Genomic DNA, 17,156 nt, shown 5'->3' with positions numbered 1-17,156 from the left:
ATGAAGATCAACGACCTGAACATCATCGCCCAACGGCTGGGCGCGTTCGGCAAGGAACATCTGGGGATCGATCGCCAGGGACATACCGTCCCCACCACCTCCTCGCTGGGAGGCCGCATCGCCAACTGGATACGCTCGCGCCACAGCGACACGGCCGCCCAGGCCAACCGTGACGTCATGACCGGGATCATCAATACCATCCGCCAGACCGACGATCTGGGCGACCGCTTCGCGGACATCGCCCGGCAGAGCCTGGCAAACAAGCTGGCTGCCGGTCGTCCCTTGAGCGGACGTGACGCGGCCCGGGTGCTGCAGGACGTCATCCGTATCAAGACGACGGAAGACCAGGCCCGTCTGGAGACCCGGCTCATCAATGTCCGGGACCAGTTCCAAAAGCTCTGCGCCCCCCATGACGACGGCTCGCCCTCGGATCTGGAAACGCAGACGGCCGCGCGGCGGCAGCGCTTCGGCCTGCCTCCGGCCACGGCGGAACAGCTCCAAAGCTACCGGGACACCGTCCTGCGCGATCTGGAAGCCAGGGCCCGGCGTGCCGACCATTCGCTGACAGCGGCCGAAAGCCTGGATACCCTTGGCGAGAGCATCCGCATGCAGACACTGCAGGAAGCCAAGGCCGGTATCGCGGCCATGGCGGAGCAGGTCAGCGGCGAGGGCCCCCACGGCTTCATGGCCCGTCTGGGCGCCGCCATGCGGACCAAGGGCCTCGTTGGCGACATCAGCCCCGCCACCCGCGATGTCCTGGTCCAGACCATCCATGACAAGCTCAGTGCCCGCTGCCTGTACGACAGCAACAACATGCACCAGCCCACACTGGCGGAAGCCTCCACGGTGGCCGACAAGGTCATCAACAATTTCGTGGCGGCCCTGGACACGGTGGAGCACGCCCGGGCCATGCCCCGGGAGGCCAAGCGTATCCTGCAGGACGAGATCCTGCACGCCGCCAGGCCCGTGAACGCGGCCATGGCGCAGGCCATATGCGACGCCGTACTGGATACGGGCCAGTTTTTGCGCACCCTGACGCTGGCCGAGGCCACCCCCGCCGGACTGAAGAGAGACTTCGGTGCCTATGCCCAAACCATGCACGCCGCCATCACACAGCCGGACGGCATGCTGCGTCCCGGCATCGAGGGCGGGCCGGAAGCCGGTCTGGTCCGCATCCTGACGGCACGCGCCGCATGCAGGATGCTGGGCCTCGGCAATCTGGAGCCCCTGAGCAAGGACGAACAAAAGCTCTTCCAGCAGCTCGTACAGGAAAAGCAGCCCCTCCCGCCGGAGCTGGCCGCCCGCATCAATGCCCGTAATGGTGCCCACCACGCGGCCCGCAGTGCCCTGGGCGGCGGCTCCCCCCTGCATGTCCTGCGCCGTGAGCTTGCCCAGGAGGCCGACGCGGGCCTGCGTTCCCGCAACGAACTCCTGCTCATGAACGTCCTGGACACCCTGGTCCAGGCTGCGGAAAGCAATGAGTTCGATGCCCTTCTCGACCACGCGCCCGGTCTCGGCCAGATGCGCATGGCCGAAGCGCGCCGTTTCGTGCCCCAGGGCCTGGGCCTGACCCTGCCCGAAGGCCAGACCTTCGACATGGCCGCCGCCCGGCAAAAGATGCAGGACGGCCTCAATGCCACCGTCCTGTCCAGCCCTCCGGGCAACGGGGCCGTCACCCTGCCCAGACAGGAGTCGATCTCTCCCGAACTCATCCGCAAGTGCAACCACTTCTCGGACCAGTTCCTCAAGGACTTCGCCCGGAACGGCATCACCATCAACGGGCACAAGTTCGGCGGCGGGAGATTTACCCATGAGCCGCAGCAGCTGGAACGGGATCTGGACGCGCTCATCGCCATGTTCCCCTCCGCCGAAGAGGCCGGACGCATCTGCAGCCCGCTGCATCAGGCCAGCGGCGCCGACATCCTGATGCTCCTCATGGCCGACCCGGCCACCGCCAAGGAGACCACGCGCATCGCCGCCCTTCGGTCCTGGCCCCTCGCCAACAGCCTGCCCATCGAGATCATCCGGCACGCTGACGGCTCGTATCACGTCAATATCGAATTCTGCTTCCAGAAGATCGATGAGGAGATGGGCCCCCGTGCCTCCTCCGGCATCAACGCGAGAGCCTCCTTCCTGCTGCCCAACGGCCGGGAACCGCTGCAATTCCGCATCGAGGATTTCGACGTGCTGTTCAACACCCGGCAGGGCTAGCCGCAGTCAACGACCGGCCCGGCGCCGGGGCTGACTGCCTGACATTCTGAAATGGAACGGGGCATCCGTTTGGCGGATGCCCCGTTTTTCGTCGGCCTGTGGCACTGCCTGTGAGTGTCCCCTGCTCCGGCCTGAGAGGCAGCCCACAGGCACAAAAAAAGCCCTCGCGAGGCTTTCCTCGTGAGGGCTTGAAATCTGTGGCGCGCCCGGCGCGATTCGAACGCACGGCCTTTGGCTCCGGAGGCCAACGCTCTATCCGACTGAGCTACGGGCGCACACGTGTCTTTCTAGGCAAAGGGCGTGCCGCTGTCAAGCCCTGCCCCTGCCCGCTTCGGGGCGCACCGCCTCAGTGCCGAAAAGGGGCCGTGCCCCTCTTCCGGGCGCGACACCGCCCGGCATCACGGCAGGCCTGCTTCTTTTCGTGACAGTCTCCTAGTCTTGCGCTATACTTTCTTTCCCCGTTTTGGGGCGCCCCCCAACAAGGAGAACGATCATGAGCCAGATCCTCTGGTACGGCCATTCGGCCTTCAATATCAGTTGTGACGACAAGCATGTCGTCGTGGACCCCTTCCTGACGCCCGCTTCCGGTACCACGGCCGAGACCATCGGCCCGGTGGACGTGGTGCTGGTCACCCATGACCACGCCGACCATGTGGGCGATGCCGTGGCCATCTGCAAGAACACCGGCGCCATGCTGGGCGCCATCGTGGGCACGGCCCAAAAGCTGGAGGCCGCCGGTGTGCCCTCGGCCCAGCTGCTCAACTACATAGGCTTCAACATGGGCGGTACCGTGGCCCACGCGGGCTTCGAATTCACCATGACCCAGGCTTACCACTCCAGCGAGTCGGGCTCCCCGGCGGGCTACATCATCCGCACGCCTGACGGCAAGCACATCTACCATGCGGGCGATACCTGCATCTTCGCGGGTATGGAACTGTGGGGCCGCCTCTACCCCATCGACGTGGCCCTGCTGCCCATGGGCGGCGTCTTCACCATGGACGCCCGCCAGGCGGCCCTGGCCTGCAAGCTGCTGGGCTGCAAACAGGTCATCCCCATGCACTGGGGCACCTTCCCGGTGCTGGCCCAGGATACGGAAGCCTTCAAGGCCGAACTGGCCCGCGTGGCTCCCGGCTGTACCTGCATCGACCTGCTGCCCGGCCAGTCCGTGCAGATCTAGCGTGTTGTGGGGGAGCCATCCCGCGCATCAGCGATGTCTCCTCCCCCGAGCGCTTCCCGACCCATCAGCAAAAACGCCCTTCCTGCCATGGCAGGAAGGGCGTTTCGCTTTTTTCAGAAAACGGGAGTCGGGCGCGCCCTTAAACAGGGGATCGGCCCCACGCCTCCCGGATATATCGCTTTTTACTTTTTCTCGTCGTCGCCCTTGCCGCGAGCCTTATCCAGCAGCTCGCCCGCCTGTTGGCCCAGCTCACCGGCTTTGCCGCGGGCTTCCTGCAGCAGTTCCCCGGCCTTCTGGCGGGCACCGTCCACCACTTCACCGCTCTGGCGGCGCAGCTCTTCGGCCTTTTGACGGGCTTCCTCCATCATCTCTCCGGCCTGGCCACGCAGGGAGCCCATCTTTTCCCGGGCCTCGTCCAAAAGCTCGCCCGCCTGCTGGCCCAGTTCGCCCGCCTTGCCGCGGGCCTTGTCCACCATCTCGCCGCTCTGGCGACGCAGTTCACCGGCTTTCTGGCGCGCTTCTTCCATCATCTCGCCGGCCTTGCCGCGAGCTTCGTCCAGCAGTTCCCCGGCCTTCTGGCGGGCCTCGCCCACCACTTCGCCGCTCTGGCGGCGCAGCTCACCGGCCTTCTGACGGGCTTCCTCCATCATCTCTTCGGCCTGACCGCGCAGGGAGTCCATCTTTTCCCGGGCTTCGTCCAGAAGCTCGCCCGCCTGCTGGCCCAGGACCTGGGCACGGGTGGGCGCGGCAGCGGGCTGATCCGGCGTGGGCAACAGACGGTCCTCGTCCCCCTGTCCCTGGGCCACGCGCGCGGCCTCCTCGTCACGCAGGATGCGGCGCAGCACCTTACCGATGAGGCTCTTGGGCAGTTCCTCGCGGAACTCGAAGAACTTGGGCACCTTGTAGTTGGCCAGACGCGCCCGGCAATGGGCCGTCAGCTCGGCCGTGGTCAGGGTCTCGCCGGGACGGGGCACCACATAGGCCTTGAGCACTTCACCTCGGGTGGGATGCTTGACGCCCACGGCCACGGCCTCGGCCACTTTGGGATGCTCGTACAGGACCTCGTCCACTTCGCGGGGGTAGACATTGTAGCCGCCCACGATGACCAGATCCTTTTTGCGGTCCACGATATAATAGTAGCCCTCTTCGTCGTAGTAGGCGATGTCGCCGGTATGCAGCCAGCCGTCGGTCAGGGTGGCGGCCGTCTCCTCGGGACGGTTCCAGTAGCCCTGCATGACCTGCGGGCCGCGCACCAGCATCTCGCCCTCCTCATTGGGGCCCAGGACATGGTTGCTGTCGTTGATGTCCACGATGCGGATCTCGGTATGCGGGAAGGCCACGCCGATGGAGCCTTCTTTCTGCGGGCCGTCCAGCGGGTTGGCCGTGACGCAGGGCGAGGCCTCGGTCAGGCCGAAGCCTTCGGTGATGCTGGCGTGGGTCATGCTCACCCAGCGGCGCAGGGCCTCGGTGGGGAACGGCGCCGAACCGGAGACGCAGATCTCGATACAGGTGAGGTCGTATTTCTTGATGTCCTTCTGCTGCATAAGCGACATGTAGACCGAAGGCGCGCCCACGAAGAAAGTGGGACGGAAGCGGGCGATGGTCCGCAGCAGATCGGCGGGCGTGTAGCGCGGCACCGGGATGGTGGTGGCCGCCAGAGCCGTGGGCAGGATGATGTTGCCCACCAGGCCGAAGACGTGGAAGAAAGGCATGATGCTCAGGAAGGACATGGGCTTGCAGTTTTCCCAGTCCATATGGAGGATGGCCAGCAGCTGCTGCATCTGGGCCGAAATGCAGGCATGGCCCAGCATGGCGCCCTTGGGCTGGCCGGAGGTGCCGCCCGTGTACTGGAGCAGGGCCAGGGCGTCACCGGGGTCCTCGTCGGTGGGCACGCTGAAGCGGCCGCGGACCTTGATGAAATCTTTCCAGCGCAGCACTTCCTGCCCGTAGGGCACCTGCGGCACCTGGCCCTGACGGCGGGCCTTGATGCGGTACAGCCAGTTGAGCGGGAAGGCCAGACCGTCCGCGATGGTCGTGACCACGGCAAGGCGCAGGGGCAGACGGTCGCGCAGGGGCTCCAGCTTGGCCCAGAGCAGGTCCAGGGTCACCAGCACCTCGGCCCCGGCATCATTGAAATGATGCAGCAGCTCCTTTTCCATATAGAGCGGGTTGGTCATCACGGCCACGGCCCCGGCCTTCATGATACCCCAAAAAGCGATGACGGTCTGCGGGATGTTGGGCAGCATGACGGCCACCCGCTGGCCGGGCTTGACGCCGCGCAGGCGCAGGGCCTCGGCAAAGCGTTCCGCCGCTTCGTGCAGACGGCTGTAGGTCATCTGGAAATTCTGGAAACGGATGGCCAGGCGGTTGCCGTGCGTCTTGGCGGCTCTATCCAGCAGCGAGGCCAGATGCATGGGCCGGATGACGCATTCCGTGTCCTCGTGACCCACAAAATGCCGCCACCAGCCGGGGCGTTGACCGTCGTCCAGGATATTTTCCATGGCGCCGTCCAGGGGGCGGGCCGTTTCCGTCTGCGAAGGGGTAGTCATGCGCTGCTCCAGATGCATGCTGCAAAGGTTGGGCGCGGCCTCACGGCACACGCGTTGTCATCCCCCGGCCCGGAGACCGGGGGCCGTCATCAGGAGGGGCGCCGAAGCGCCCCTGTCGAACACTTTCGTAAAAAAGGATCAGGCCAGGGCGGTCAGGTCGTAGGTGCTGCTCTCCACGATATCGCCCTGCACCAGCGCGCCGGGAGCCACGCCCAGGCCGCTCACGTAGGTGATGCCGTCCACTTCGGGCGCCTGGAACCAGACGCGGCCCACATGCAGGCCCGGCCATTCGTCATGCGGCGCATCCACCAGCACCGGCATGGTCTGGCCCACCACTTCCTGCAACTGCTGCTCGCTGATCTCGGCCTGGATCTCCATGAGCGTGGCGCGGCGTTCCTCGCGCACTTCCATGGGCACCTGGTCGGGCATGGCCGCCGCGGGCGTGCCTTCCTCGGCCTGATAGGCGAAGACGCCCAGATGGCGAAAGCGCGTCTCTTCCACGAAACGGCACAGGGTCTGGAAATGTTCCTCGGTCTCGCCGGGATAGCCCACGATGAAGGTGGTGCGCAGGGCGGCCTCGGGCAGGGCCTCGCGCACGCGGTCCACCACGCGGCGGGGATCGTTGGCGAAGGGGCGGCCCATGCGGGTCAGTACCTCGGGATGGGCGTGCTGCAGAGGAATGTCGAAGTACGGCAGCAGCTGCGGCCCGGCCTCGCGCATGTAGCGCAGCAGTTCGGGCGTAACGCCGCTGGGATAGAGGTAGAGCAGGCGCAGCCAGGTCAGGCGGTCCAGGGGCAGCAGCTCGTCCAGCAGATGGGGCAGGCTTTGGGGCGTATCGAAGTCACTGCCCCACGAGGTCAGGTCCTGGGCCACCAGGACCAGTTCACGCACGCCGCCGGCCAGCAGACCGCGGGCCTCCTCGCGCAGGTCGGCCGCAGGAACGGAGCGCAGCGGGCCCCGGATGGACGGGATGGTGCAAAAGGCGCACTTGTGGCGGCAGCCTTCGCCCACCTTAAGCCAGGCATAGGACGGGCCCGTGGAGAGCAGGCGGCCCGGCGCGGCGGGAGCCGCGGGCAGGCCCAGGGCCTCGCGCACCATGACGGGCCAGTTTTCCAGCTCGTCGGTGGGCAGCCACAGGTCCACCTCGGGCAGGTCGGCGGCCAGATCCTTGACGCCGTAGCGCCCCACCATACAGCCGGCCACGGCCAGCAGGGGGCGGCGCTTGCAGCGGCCCAGACGCTCCACGGCATCAAGGATGGAGCGGATGGACTCGCGTACGGCAGGCTCGATGAAGCCGCAGGTATTGATGAAGACCAGACGTGCCCGGCCCATGTGTTCCACGCTGTGCACGGGCATGCCCAGCGAGCCCAGCAGATGCTCGGTATCCACACGGTTCTTGGGACAGCCCAGGCTCAGGGACCACACCGGCAAAGAGCCGGACACACGGGCGCGCGTCAGGGGCGCGGCCGCTCCGGCTGCGGAAGAAAAGGAATGGACAGTCATGGAGATAGCCTATCCGTCTCTGTTTTTTTTGTCATCACAAATTGCGCGATATGGTTGCGCTGGCAACGGGATAGGCTGCGTTCGGCAGCAGGACGCCGCCGTGCGGGACCGCCCCGGGGAACGGGGCGGAACGGGAAGATGTCGGGCTAGAAGGCGTGGACGCGCCACGGCAGGGCCAGGAAGCGCAGACTGTTGGGCTGGATGACCAGCAGGCGTTCCCGCTGCACGTCGGCGCTGCGGGTCACGAAGCTCCCGCGCGGGATCAACGTCACGGCTTCGTCTTCGTGGCTGCAGTCGAAAAGATGCAGCAGGTCCCCGTCCATGCGGTCGGCGCAGGTCCAGTGCCGGTTCATGGGCGGCGTCTCGGGCGTCAGGTGCCGCAAAAAGCGGAACAGGATGCAGCGGCCCTCGCCCGGGGCCAGCCACTCGCGGCAGGCTTCCCACAGGGCGTCGGGCGAAACGACCTCGCCTTCGGCAAAGGGCTTTTCCACCAGCAGGGGGTAGCGCTGCCGGCGGGCCTGGATCATGTCGTCCACCAGTTGCATGTAGTCCGTGTCCTGCTCCAGCACGGCCCGCAGGGCACCGGGCTTCTCGGCCAGGGAAAGCAGGGTCTCGTTGAGGATGTCGCGCGCTTTGAGCGTCTGGATGCCGTGGGTCAGGCGCAGAGCGTTAAGCACGGCATAGATGGCACAAAACGTATCCAGTTTCCCCTGGAAAAAAGGTTTGAGCATACGAACCTCCGCATGCTGTTATGCCTGTTCCCCCCGGGCAAGGCAACCGGAAACGCCGGACAGCACAGAAGTTTTTTCTCTCCGGCCCGCCTGCGGGGCTTTTGCGGCTTTACAAGGCCTGCCGCAGCAGGTATAAGGGAATCCCCACTAACTATATCACCATACCTTGATATGCAGATATTCACCAATCCCCAAGATCTGGCGGCCCAGTGCCGCTCCTGGCACGCGGCCGGCGAGGACATCGCCCTTGTGCCCACCATGGGCTATTACCATGCCGGTCACGAGGCGCTCATGGACCAGGGCCGCGGCCTTGCCAAGCGTCTTGTGGTCAGCCTTTTCGTGAACCCCACCCAGTTCGGCCCCAATGAAGACCTTTCCGCCTATCCGCGCGACATCGAACGCGATACGCAGATCGCCGCCGCCCACGGCGCGGACGCCATCTTCATCCCCGAACCCGCGTCCATGTACGCGGAAGACCACGCCACCTGGGTGGAAGTGCCGGACCTTTCCCGCATCATGTGCGGCCTGAGCCGGCCCACCCATTTTCGCGGTGTCTGCACGGTGGTGCTGAAGCTGTTCATGATCACCCAGGCCGACGTGGCCGTCTTCGGCCAGAAGGACTGGCAGCAGCAGGCCATCCTGCGCCGCATGGTGCGCGACCTCAACGTGCCGGTGCGCATCGAGACCTGTCCCATCGTGCGTGAGGAAGACGGCCTGGCCCTCTCCTCCCGCAACGTCTACCTCACCGAGGAAGAACGCCGCCAGGCCCCCTGGATCCATCGCGGCCTGCAGCTGGCCCGCGACCTGGCCCAGAAGGGACAGACCCACGCCAAGATCCTGCGTGAGGCCGCCCTCTGCACCTGGGCGGACCACCTGACCCTGGGCCGTCTGGATTACCTCAGCGTGGTGGATCCCGTGTCCATGGAGCCCCTGGACACCGTGGACGGCCCGGCCCTCATGGCCTGTGCCATCCGCATGGGCAAGGCCCGCCTGATCGACAATATCCTGCTCAAGGACTAGCGGACAGGCCATCATATTTTTTTCGGCAGGGGCCGGACCGGGGCTGATGCTCCGGCCCGGCTTCCTCATGCCTGCCCGGCCGCCCGCACGGGCGGTGCAGGCGACCTGCGGCCCGGCAACGGCCGCGGGCCATACTGAACCATGGAGAACAGACCAATGCAAACCAAGGGCAAATATTTCTTCACTTCCGAGTCCGTGACCGAAGGCCATCCCGACAAAGTGGCGGACCAGATCTCCGACGCCGTCCTGGACACCCTGCTGGCCCAGGACCCCAACGCCCACGTGGCCTGCGAAACCCTGGTGACCACCGGCATGGCGGTCATCGCCGGCGAGATCACCACCACGGGTTACGCCGACCTGCCCCACGTGGTGCGCGAGACCATCCGCGAGATCGGCTACACCAGCTCCGACATGGGCTTCGACGCCGACACCTGCGCCGTGATCTCCTCCATCGACCACCAGTCCCCCGACATCGCCCAGGGCGTGCTGCGCGCCGCTCCCGAAGACCAGGGCGCCGGTGACCAGGGCATGATGTTCGGCTTTGCCTGCAACGAGACCCCCACCCTCATGCCCGCCCCCATCTTCTGGGCCCACCAGCTCTCCCAGCAGCTGACCAAGGTGCGCAAGGACGGCACCGTGCCCTTCTTCCGTCCTGACGGCAAGACCCAGGTCTCCTTCGAATACCTGGACGGCAAGCCCGTGCGCATCAACAACGTGGTGGTCTCCACCCAGCACGCCGCTTCCGCCTCCCAGGCCGACATCATCGAAGCCGTGAAGAAGCACGTGATCCGCCCCGTGCTGGAGCCCTCCGGCTACTTTGATGAAAAGGACTGCGAGATCTTCATCAACACCACCGGCCGTTTCGTGGTGGGCGGTCCCATGGGCGACTGCGGTCTCACCGGCCGCAAGATCATCCAGGACACCTACGGCGGCAGCGGCCATCACGGCGGCGGCGCCTTCTCCGGCAAGGACCCCTCCAAGGTGGACCGTTCCGGCGCCTACATGGGCCGCTACATCGCCAAGAACGTGGTGGCCGCCGGTCTGGCTCCGGTGTGCGAAGTCCAGATCGCCTACTGCATCGGCGTGGCCGATCCGGTGAGCGTGCTGGTCTCCTCCCAGGGCACCAGCGAAATCCCCGACGAAGTGCTGACCAAGGCCGTGCGTGAAGTCTTCGACATGCGCCCCTACTTCATCACCAAGCGTCTGGACCTCAAGCGTCCCATCTACTCCAAGACCTCCTGCTACGGCCACTTCGGCCGCGAGCTGCCCGAGTTCACCTGGGAAAAGACCGACGCCGTGGCCGACCTGCGCACCGCCGCCAAGGTCTAGTCCGCACGACTGATCCTGTTGAAGGCCGGGGCTTCCCCCGGCCTTTTTTTGTATCCGCCGCCCGGTTCCTGCCTCCCCGCGGACAGCCGCCGCGATGACCGCAAAGGAGAGGGAGCGGCCCTCCCCGGCATCCTCGCCACCACCGGGCACCGACGTTTACGGGCCCCTTGCCGATCCTCCTGCAGGACCGGAATGCGTCAGACCTCGTACCGGTTCCGCCTTTGGTCCGCTGCCATGCCTCAGGGCCCCGCCCCTGCCAGGATACCGGCGCTCCCCTCGGGCGCTCGTGTCCGGCCTGCAACTTGCAAGCCCTGTGCGGATTAAGTACATTGAGCGATTACGGATGCTGTGACATCCGCCGCCGCGCCCGGCGCGCGGCACAGCCACTGACCCGCAAGACCGGCGGGGCCCGCGGGCCTGCCGCCATCCCATCCACCTTTCCGCGTGCCGAGGCATCATGAACCCGCAAACCTACACGGCCCCGCAGGAACAGCAGGAGGCGCCGGCCTCCTTTGCCGCCATCCTGCCCCTGCTGCTCTTTTTGCTCATCTTCATCGGTACGGGCGTCAGCCTGAGCCTGGCCGGTGTGGACATGGCCTTCTACCAGCTCTCCGCCACGGTGGCCATCCTGCCCGCCATCGCCCTGGCCCTGATGCAGGGCCGGGCCCGCCTGTCCAAAAAGATCACCATCTTCCTCACCGGTGTGGGCGAGATCAACATCATCACCATGTGCATGATCTACCTGCTGGCGGGCGGTTTTGCCGCCACGGCCACGGCCATCGGCAGCGTGAATGCCACGGTGAACTTCGGTCTTTCGCTGGTGCCCCCGGCCTTCATCCTGCCCGGCCTGTTCCTCATCGGCGCCTTCGTGTCCACGGCCATGGGCACCAGCATGGGTACCGTGGCCGCCATCACGCCCATCGCCCTGGGCGTGGCCGCCCAGACCAGCATCGAAGTGCCCGTGCTCATGGGCGTGGTGCTGGGCGGGGCCATGTTCGGCGACAACCTGTCCATGATCTCGGACACCACCATCGCCGCCACCCGCACCCAGGGCTGCGAGATGGGCGACAAGTTCCGCATGAACTTCCTCATCGTCCTGCCCGCCGCCCTGCTCACCGTGGCCCTGCTCTGGTTCTCGGCCTCGGGCGGTACCGAAGTGACCCTGCACGACTTCGAGCTGATCCGCGTCCTGCCCTACATCGCCGTACTGGTGCTGGCCCTGACCGGGCTCAACGCCTTCATCGTCCTGGCCACGGGCATTTTGCTCAGCGGCCTGGTGGGCCTGTTCTGCGGCATCCCCGGCGCGGACGGCCAGATCGTGCCCTACAGCCTGCTTCGCTGGGGGCAGGACATCTACAAGGGCTTCACCGGCATGAACGAGATCATGGTCCTGTCCATGCTCATCGGCGGCCTGGGCGAGCTCATCCGCTACCACGGCGGCATCGCCTGGCTGCTGGCCCGTGTGGACGGCCTGGCCCGGCGCCTGGCCGGGAAAAGCGGCGGCAAGGGCTCCTCGCGGGTGGGGGAATCCTGCATCGCCCTGCTGGCCTGCCTGGCCGACATCTGCACGGCCAACAACACCGTGGCCATCATCCTCACCGGCGGCCTGGCCCGCGAGATCGCCCTCAAGAACGGCATCGACCCGCGCCGCAGCGCCAGCCTGCTGGACATTTTTTCCTGTGTCTTCCAGGGCCTGATCCCCTGGGCCGCCCAGCTGCTGCTGGCCGGTTCCCTGGCCAAGATCTCGCCGCTGGAGATCACCATCAACAACTGGTACTGCATGCTGCTGGCCGTGGCCGGCATCCTGGCCATCATCCTGGGCCTGCCCCGCATCAAGGCCCGCAGTACGGAGGCGTGATATGGCAGGCAATTCCTTTGGGCGCATCCTGCGCCTCACTTCATACGGCGAATCCCATGGGCCCGGTCTGGGCGGCGTGCTGGACGGCTGCCCCGCAGGCCTGCCCCTGAGCGAGGAAGACCTGCAGCGTGAGCTGGACCTGCGCAAGCCCGGGCAGGGCGCTACGGCCACCAAACGCAAGGAATCCGATACCGTCCGCATCCTTTCCGGCGTATTCCAGGGCCTGACCACCGGCACGCCCATCGCTTTCCACATCGCCAACGAGGATCAGCGTTCCCGCGATTACGGCAACCTGGCCCAGGTCTTCCGGCCCGGGCACGCGGACTGGGGCTTTTTCAAAAAGTTCCACGGCATCCGTGACTACCGCGGCGGCGGCCGCTCCTCCGGGCGCGAGACCGTGGCCCGTGTGGCAGCCGGGGCCATCGCCAAAAAGCTGCTGGCCACGCGCGGTGTCCGGATCGTGGCCGGGGCCGTGGAGCTGGGCGGCATCGCCGTGCCCCCTGAAGCGTGCGATCCGGACGCGGCCCTGAGCCGTCCCTTCTTCGCCGCCGCCGACAGCGTGGTCCCGCTTTGGGAAGAGCGCGTCGCCGCGGCCCGTGCCGCCGGGGATACCCTGGGCGGCGTGGTGCAGGTGGTGGCCCGCAACGTGCCCGCCGGTCTGGGCGAGCCCTGCTTCGACAAGCTGGACGCCCGGCTGGCCTACGCCCTCATGGGCGTGGGCGCGGTCAAGGCCGTGGAAGTGGGCGAGGGTTTTGCCGCCGCGCGCCTCACCGGCTCGCAGAACAACGATCCCATGCTGCCCGGCGGCCGCTTTGCCAGCAATCATGCGGGCGGCATCCTGGGCGGCATCTCCAGCGGCCAGGACATCGTGCTGCGCGTGGGCGTCAAACCCATCGCCTCCATCGCGCAGGAACAGCAGACCATCGACGTCCACGACCAGCCCGCCAGCGTGCTCATCGGCGGCCGTCACGATCTGGCGGCCATCCCGCGCATCGTGCCCGTGCTCACGGCCATGACCGCCCTGGTGCTGGCCGACGCCCTGCTGTTGCAGGAACGCATGGCCGTCCTGCCCGTGCCCGACGGCGTGGACTGGTTTTAACAGTGTTTGTTGAGGGGGAAGGGGCCCTTTTTCCTGCGGTAAAAAGGTCAGCCTTTCCCCTCAAACTCCCCCATCCCTCCAAAAACCGCTCTCCTGGTCTGCCATGTCTGACGATCTTCCCCTGCTGCGCGATCCCGATGCCGTGGAACTCACCGGCACGCTGGAACGTGTGGTCTTCCACAACGAAGAGAACGGCTATACCGTGCTGCGCCTGCTGCCCGACAGGGCCCTGCCCGTGGAGGCCAAGGTCAAGGGCGCGCCCAGCCGCACGGTGAGCCGCGATCCCGTGACCTGCGTGGGGCACATGGTCAACCCGCAGGTGGGCGTCCAGTTGCAGGTCAGCGGCCGCTGGGTCAACAACGCGCGTTTCGGCCGCCAGCTGGCCTTCGACATGGCCGAAGAGATGCTACCCGCCACCAGCGAGGGCATCCGCCTGTACCTGGCCTCGGGCCTCATCAAGGGCGTGGGCGAGGAGATGGCCGGGCGCATCGTGGCCGCCTTCGGCACGGACACCATCCGCGTGCTGGACGAAGAGCCCGAACGCCTGCTCAAGATCAAGGGCGTGGGCAAGAAGAGTTTCGAAAAGATCAAGGAAAGCTGGGCCGAGCACCGGGGCATCCGCGACCTGCTGCTCTTTTTGCAGCCCCACGGCATCACGCCCGCCTATGCCGTACGCATCTACCGCGCCTACGGCGGCGAGGCCCTCAACGTGGTGCGCGAAAATCCCTACCGTCTGGCCATGGACATCCGGGGCATCGGCTTCGTGACGGCCGACGCCGCGGCCCGCAAGCTGGGCTTTGCCGAGGATCATCCCCTGCGCATCCAGGCCGGGCTGCTTTATGTGCTGCAAAAGGCCACGGACGACGGCAACGTCTTCCTGCCCGAGGAAGAGCTGCTGGATCAGGCCTGTCAGCAGCTGGCCGTGGACCGCGACCTGGCCCGGCAGGCCGTGCTGGCCCTGGAGCAGGAAGAGCGCGTGGTGCGCGAGAGCCTGGACGAGCTGCCCGGGCGCCTGCCCGCTGTCTTCCGCGAGGACGGCGAGGAAGCGGAAGCGCCGGAAGTGGCCGTCTATCTGCGCCGCTACCATCATTACGAATCCAAGACGGCCTTTTATCTGCACCGTCTGCTGCACTCGCCCAAGGCCGTGCGCTTTGCCGAGCCCGACGCCCTGGTGGAAAAGGTCACGGAATCCCTGTCCATCAGCCTGGCCCCGGAACAGCTGGAAGCCGTGCGTACCGCGGCGCGCAGCAAGGTCATGGTGCTCACCGGCGGCCCCGGTACGGGCAAGACCACCATCATCAACGCCATCATCCGCCTGTTCGCCGAGGTCAAGGCCAAGATCCTGCTGGCCGCGCCCACGGGCCGCGCCGCCAAGCGCATGAGCGAGACCTCGGGCCGCGAGGCCCGCACCATCCACCGCCTGCTGGAATACAGCCCGCAGGAGGACGGCTTTGCCCGCAACGAGGACAACCCGCTGGCCTGCGGCCTGCTGGTGGTGGACGAAGCCTCCATGATGGACACCCTGCTCTTCTACCACCTGCTTAAGGCCGTGCCCATGGGCGCCACCGTGGTGCTGGTGGGCGACGTGCACCAGCTGCCCTCCGTGGGTCCGGGCAACGTGCTGGCCGACATCATCGCCTCCGGGGCGGTGCCCGTGGTGGAGCTGACCGAGATCTTCCGCCAGTCGGCGGAAAGCGAGATCATCTGCAACGCCCACCTCATCAACAAAGGGCAGGTGCCCTCGCTGGAATCCAGCAAGGACAGGCTCTCGGATTTCTATTTCATCCACCAGAACGACCCGGAACGCGCCGCCGACATGGTGGTGGATCTGGTGCGCAACCACATCCCGCGCCGCTTCGGCCTGGACCCGGTCAACGATATCCAGGTGCTCACGCCCATGCACAAGGGCGCCGTAGGCGCGGCGCAGCTCAACCTGCGCCTGCAGGCCAGCCTCAACCCCAACGGGCTGGAAGTGCGGCGCGGCGAACGCAGCTTCCGCCTGCACGACAAGGTCATGCAGATCCGCAACAACTACGACAAGGACGTCTTCAACGGCGACGTGGGCCGCATCGTCTTCCTGGACGGTAAGGAGCGTACCCTGAGCGTGCGCTATGACGACCGCGTGGTGCCCTATGACTTCGAGGAGCTGGACGAACTGACGCCCGCCTACGCCATCTCCATCCACAAGTCGCAGGGCTCGGAATACCCTGCCGTGGTCATCCCGCTGATGATGCAGCATTATGTGCTGCTGCAGCGCAACCTGGTCTATACCGGCGTCACGCGCGGCAAGAAGCTGGTGGTGCTGGTGGGCGAAAGCCGCGCCCTGCACATGGCCGTCAAGAACAACAAGACCCGTACCCGCCACACCCGCCTTGCCCTGCGCCTGCAGCCGTTGACATAGGCCGCCCATCCGGTTTAGGAGGCAATAATCCTTATCTGTACGATAAGGAATTTCATCCCTCCTGCGCCGGATGACCGGCCGGATCAAAGGTACTGCATGACGCAAAAGAACTATGACCTGACCTTCCACTATTTCCGGGCCTTCGCCATCGTCTCCGTCATGCTCACCCACATGTGGGTGGGCCCCGTCCTCGCGGGCAGCGAGGACGCCGCCAGGCTCCAGGACAGCCTGCGATTATGCCTTTTCCACTCCGCCACCATCTACTTCGTCTTCATCTCCGGCTATCTGTTCGACTTCGTGAACCGCCGGAAAGGCCAATTCTCCCCCCTGCGCTTCTACAAGTCCAAGATCGTCAACGTCTTCTGCCCCTATCTCATCCTTTCGCTGCTCCTGCTGGCTGCGGGCTGGATCTCCCACCACTGGTTCGGCTACGACATCCCCTTCATCAACGACGGCACGCCCGTGGCCTCCCTGTGGGACGTCCTGCGCTGTCTGGCCTACGGATCGGCCAGTCTGGTGCCCTACTGGTACATCCCCTTCATCATGACCGTGTTCAGCGTCGGGCCGCTCATCTTCCACCTGCCCACCGGGCTGCTGCAAAAGATCCTGCTCCCGGCCTCCGTCCTGCCCCTGATGGTGCCGCGCCTGCTGGTCTCGCCCTTGCGCAACCTCTGCTTCTTCGTGCCCATCTTCCTCATGGGCGTGTACTGCGCCCGCAACCGTGACGCCTGCATGGCCTTCATCCGCCGCCACCTCGGCGCCATCCGCGTGACGGCCGTGCTGACCTCCCTGCTCATCGTGGCCGACCATTACTTCGGCAGCTTCATGCCCAATATCGAAGGCGCCTACTATGTGCAGAAACTCTGCATCGGTTCCTGGGTGCTGGAACTGCTGGAAGGCATGGACAGGGAAGTGATGGCCCTGGACTTCCTGGCCCGCTACAGCTTCCCGCTCTTCTTCCTGCATGCCATCTTCCAGGGCATCTTCCAGGCGCCCCTGTTCCAGGTGCTCGGCGCCGCACTGCCCGGACAGGTCTTCACCATCGCCAACCTCACCGTGACCGTGGAGATAGCCCTTTGCATCCTCTGCATCCTGGCCATCAAGAAAGTCATGGGCAAACGCTCGCGCTATCTCATCGGCGGCTAGGCAAAAAAGCCCCCTGCCGCGGGCACAGCACTGACAGCGCTGGAGGATGCCGCCAGCAATGACGGGACCGGGGCCGCCGGAAGGGCGGTCCCGGTCTTTTTTTCGGCAGGAAACAGTCTGGCGACGCACAAA

General features: G+C 66.0%; 11 protein-coding genes and 1 tRNA gene. 8 read left to right on the top strand and 4 right to left on the bottom strand.

Annotated elements, in window-relative coordinates; genetic code table 11:
* On the top strand, positions 1–2,211 hold the full coding sequence (locus ACQRBR_RS05805; RefSeq protein ID WP_427812551.1) for a hypothetical protein: 2,211 nt from the start codon (positions 1–3) through the stop codon (positions 2,209–2,211).
* A 198-nt stretch (positions 2,212–2,409) separates the two neighbouring features.
* On the opposite strand, the gene ACQRBR_RS05800 is transcribed toward ACQRBR_RS05805, so the two are convergent.
* Positions 2,410–2,486 (bottom strand) — tRNA-Arg (locus ACQRBR_RS05800).
* Positions 2,487–2,701: 215 nt separating this feature from the next.
* On the opposite strand from ACQRBR_RS05800, the gene ACQRBR_RS05795 reads away from it, so the two are divergent.
* On the top strand, positions 2,702–3,388 hold the full coding sequence (locus tag ACQRBR_RS05795; RefSeq protein WP_204625856.1) for a metal-dependent hydrolase: 687 nt from the start codon (positions 2,702–2,704) through the stop codon (positions 3,386–3,388).
* A gap of 182 nt (positions 3,389–3,570) precedes the next feature.
* Here the strand turns inward: ACQRBR_RS05795 and ACQRBR_RS05790 are convergent, their stop codons facing one another.
* The 3 genes from ACQRBR_RS05790 to ACQRBR_RS05780 form a co-directional block, all read right to left on the bottom strand.
* The gene (locus ACQRBR_RS05790; RefSeq protein WP_303877916.1) at positions 3,571–5,937 is read right to left on the bottom strand and encodes a long-chain-fatty-acid--CoA ligase; all 2,367 of its coding nucleotides are present in this window, start codon (positions 5,935–5,937) and stop codon (positions 3,571–3,573) included.
* 138 nt (positions 5,938–6,075) lie between these two features.
* Positions 6,076–7,440, bottom strand: coding sequence for a 30S ribosomal protein S12 methylthiotransferase RimO (gene rimO / locus ACQRBR_RS05785; RefSeq protein ID WP_427812550.1), 1,365 nt, complete (start codon positions 7,438–7,440; stop codon positions 6,076–6,078).
* Between the two features lie 146 nt (positions 7,441–7,586).
* Entirely contained in the window at positions 7,587–8,171 is a 585-nt protein-coding gene (locus ACQRBR_RS05780) for a hypothetical protein (protein ID WP_303877909.1), read from the bottom strand.
* Between the two features lie 171 nt (positions 8,172–8,342).
* Here ACQRBR_RS05780 and panC point away from each other — a divergent pair, with 171 nt between their 5' ends.
* The 6 genes from panC (at position 8,343) to ACQRBR_RS05750 (ending at position 17,024) form a co-directional block, all read left to right on the top strand.
* Entirely contained in the window at positions 8,343–9,191 is an 849-nt protein-coding gene (gene panC, locus ACQRBR_RS05775; RefSeq protein WP_303877906.1) for a pantoate--beta-alanine ligase, read from the top strand.
* A gap of 156 nt (positions 9,192–9,347) precedes the next feature.
* On the top strand, positions 9,348–10,520 hold the full coding sequence (metK, locus tag ACQRBR_RS05770; protein ID WP_168935341.1) for a methionine adenosyltransferase: 1,173 nt from the start codon (positions 9,348–9,350) through the stop codon (positions 10,518–10,520).
* 457 nt (positions 10,521–10,977) lie between these two features.
* Positions 10,978–12,378: a Na+/H+ antiporter NhaC family protein gene (locus ACQRBR_RS05765; RefSeq protein ID WP_427812549.1), complete on the top strand. Its 1,401-nt coding sequence runs from the start codon at positions 10,978–10,980 to the stop codon at positions 12,376–12,378.
* Between the two features lies 1 nt (position 12,379).
* A complete protein-coding gene (gene aroC, locus ACQRBR_RS05760; protein ID WP_427812548.1) occupies positions 12,380–13,477 on the top strand; it encodes a chorismate synthase in 1,098 nt (365 codons plus the stop codon).
* Between the two features lie 103 nt (positions 13,478–13,580).
* On the top strand, positions 13,581–15,878 hold the full coding sequence (gene recD2 / locus ACQRBR_RS05755) for an SF1B family DNA helicase RecD2 (protein ID WP_204625848.1): 2,298 nt from the start codon (positions 13,581–13,583) through the stop codon (positions 15,876–15,878).
* Between the two features lie 96 nt (positions 15,879–15,974).
* The gene (locus ACQRBR_RS05750) at positions 15,975–17,024 is read left to right on the top strand and encodes an acyltransferase family protein (RefSeq protein ID WP_427812547.1); all 1,050 of its coding nucleotides are present in this window, start codon (positions 15,975–15,977) and stop codon (positions 17,022–17,024) included.
* The last annotated feature ends 132 nt before the right edge of the window (positions 17,025–17,156 follow it).

It is taken from the genome of Desulfovibrio sp. SGI.133 (assembly GCF_050313955.1).
Taxonomy (GTDB): Bacteria; Desulfobacterota; Desulfovibrionia; order Desulfovibrionales; family Desulfovibrionaceae; genus Desulfovibrio.
Note: the sequence above shows the minus strand (reverse complement) of the source record. Positions and strands in the feature narration are given on the sequence as shown.